Genomic DNA, 3,292 nt, shown 5'->3' on the forward strand with positions numbered 1-3,292 from the left:
GCAACCGTACCATCCGTTAAGCCACTGATTTTGCCTGTTGCGCCATCTGTCACCACATTGCCCACAGTCACTTTATCAAAGTTGACGTCTTTCGCCGTTGCCACTTCATAGTTCGTTGAACCATCAGCATTCGTCCCTGAAGTCACAACAATGTTGTCACCTTGAGTCACAGTGGTTTTTGATTTCTTCGCTTGATCTGCAATCGCATCAGAAATGGTGTTATAGCTGCTGCCATTGGCATTGAATGGACCTGTCAAGCTACCTGCGTTATTGGTCACACCACCACCAATAAGATCGCCTGTGCTTTGTGCCGTGGTATTGAGCTGATTACCTGTCACAGCCTCAGTTGAACCTGCTGCAACCGTACCATCCGTTAAGCCACTGATTTTGCCTGTTGCGCCATCTGTCACCACATTGCCCACAGTCACTTTATCAAAGTTGACATCTTTCGCCGTTGTCACTTCATAGTTCGTTGAACCATCAGCATTGGTGCCTGAAGTCACAACAATATTGTCACCTTGAGTCACCGTGGTTTTTGATTTCTTCGCTTGATCAGTAATTGCATCCGCAATGGTGTTATAGCTGCTGCCATTGGCATTGAATGGACCTGTCAAGCTACCTGCATTATTGGTCACACCACCACCAATAAGGTCGCCTGTGCTTTGTGCCGTGGTATTGAGCTGATTACCTGTCACAGCTTCAGTTGAACCTGCTGCAACCGTACCATCCGTTAAGCCACTGATTTTGCCTGTTGCGCCATCTGTCACCACATTGCCCACAGTCACTTTATCGAAGTTGACATCTTTCGCCGTTGCCACTTCATAGTTCGTTGAACCATCAGCATTGGTGCCTGAAGTCACAACAATGTTGTCACCTTGAGTGACCGTCGTTTTCGCTTTAGTTGCTGCTGTGTTAACGTTTTTAATAGCATCATCAATCGTACTTTCACCAGTACCACCAATATTTGTATTGGTTAATGTACCTGTACTTGGATCATACGTTGTTAAACCACCGATGATGTTTTTAACACCTTCGCCTTGTGCATTTAACTGATTACCTGTCACAGCTTCAGTTGAACCTGCTGCAACCGTACCATCCGTTAAGCCACTGATTTTGCCTGTTGTGCCATCTGTCACCACATTGCCCACAGTCACTTTATCGAAGTTGACGTCTTTCGCCGTTGCCACTTCGTAGTTCACTGAACCATCAGCATTGGTCGCTGAAGTCACAACAATGTTGTCACCTTGAGTCACCGTGGTTTTTGATTTCTTCGCTTGATCAGTAATTGCATCCGCAATGGTGTTATAGCTGCTGCCATTGGCGTTGAATGGACCTGTCAAGCTACCTGCGTTATTGGTCACACCACCACCAATAAGATCGCCTGTGCTTTGTGCCGTGGTATTGAGCTGATTACCTGTCACAGCCTCAGTTGAACCTGCTGCAACCGTACCATCCGTTAAGCCACTGATTTTGCCTGTTGCGCCATCTGTGACCACATTGCCCACAGTCACTTTATCGAAGTTGACGTCTTTCGCCGTTGCCACTTCGTAGTTCACTGAACCATCAGCATTCGTCCCTGAAGTCACAACAATGTTGTCACCTTGAGTCACAGTGGTTTTTGATTTCTTCGCTTGATCTGCAATCGCATCAGAAATGTTGTTATAGCTGCTGCCATTGGTTGTGAATGGACCTGTCAAGCTACCTGCATTATTGGTCACACCACCACCAATAATGTCGCCTGTGCTTTGTGCAGTGGTATTGAGCTGATTACCTGTCACAGCCTCAGTTGAACCTGCTGCAACCGTACCATCCGTTAAGCCACTGATTTTGCCTGTTGCGCCATCTGTGACCACATTGCCCACAGTCACTTTATCGAACTTGACGTCTTTTGCCGTTGCCACTTCGTAGTTCACTGAACCATCCGCATTGGTCGCTGAAGTCACAACAATGTTGTCACCTTGAGTCACAGTGGTTTTTGATTTCTTCGCTTGATCAGTAATTGCATCCGCAATGGTGTTATAGCTGCTGCCATTGGCATTGAATGGACCTGTCAAGCTACCTGCATTATTAGTAACACCGCCACCAATAATGTCGCCTGTGCTTTGTGCCGTGGTATTGAGCTGATTACCTGTCACAGCCTCAGTTGAACCTGCTGCAACCGTACCATCCGTTAAGCCACTGATTTTGCCAGTCGCACCATCAGTTACCACATTGCCCACAGTCACTTTATCGAAGTTGACATCTTTCGCTGTTGCAACTTCATAGTTCGTTGAACCATCAGCATTGGTGCCTGAAGTCACAACAATATTGTCACCTTGAGTCACAGTGGTTTTCGATTTTTTCGCTTGATCAGTAATTGCATCCGCAATGGTGTTATAGCTGCTGCCATTGGCATTGAATGGACCTGTCAAGCTACCTGCAGTATTGGTCACACCACCACCAATAAGATCGCCTGTGCTTTGTGCCGTGGTATTGAGCTGATTACCTGTCACAGCCTCAGTTGAACCTGCTGCAACCGTACCATCCGTTAAGCCACTGATTTTACCAGTCGCACCATCTGTGACCACATTGCCCACAGTCACTTTATCGAAGTTGACATCTTTCGCTGTTGCAACTTCATAGTTCGTTGAACCATCAGCATTGGTGCCTGAAGTCACAACAATATTGTCACCTTGAGTGACCGTCGTTTTCGCTTTAGTTGCTGCTGTATTGACGTTTTTAATCGCATCATCAATCGTACTTTCACCAGTACCACCAATATTTGTATTGGTTAATGCACCTGTACTTGGATCATACGTTGTTAAACCACCGATGATGTTTTTAACACCTTCGCCTTGTGCATTTAACTGATTACCTGTCACAGCTTCAGTTGAACCTGCTGCAACTGTACCATCTGTTAAGCCACTGATTTTGCCTGTTGTGCCATCTGTGACCACATTACCGACAGTGACTTTATCGAAGTTGACATCTTTCGCTGTTGCAACTTCATAGTTCGTTGAACCATCAGCATTGGTGCCTGAAGTCACAACAATATTGTCACCTTGAGTGACCGTCGTTTTCGCTTTAGTTGCTGCTGTATTGACGTTTTTAATCGCATCATCAATCGTACTTTCACCAGTACCACCAATATTTGTATTGGTTAATGCACCTGTACTTGGATCATACGTTGTTAAACCACCGATGATGTTTTTAACACCTTCGCCTTGTGCATTTAACTGATTACCTGTCACAGCCTCAGTTGAACCTGCTGCAACCGTACCATCCGTTAAGCCACTGATTTTGCCTGTTGCGC

General features: G+C 45.9%; 1 protein-coding gene. It reads right to left on the reverse strand.

The window, feature by feature from the left end:
• A partial coding sequence (locus tag HX005_RS19435) for a beta strand repeat-containing protein (RefSeq protein ID WP_502872776.1) occupies positions 1–3,292 on the reverse strand: 3,292 nt, incomplete at both ends.

Origin of the sequence: Acinetobacter sp. R933-2 (genome assembly GCF_030325485.1) — a bacterium.
GTDB classification, from domain to species: Bacteria; Pseudomonadota; Gammaproteobacteria; order Pseudomonadales; family Moraxellaceae; genus Acinetobacter; species Acinetobacter sichuanensis.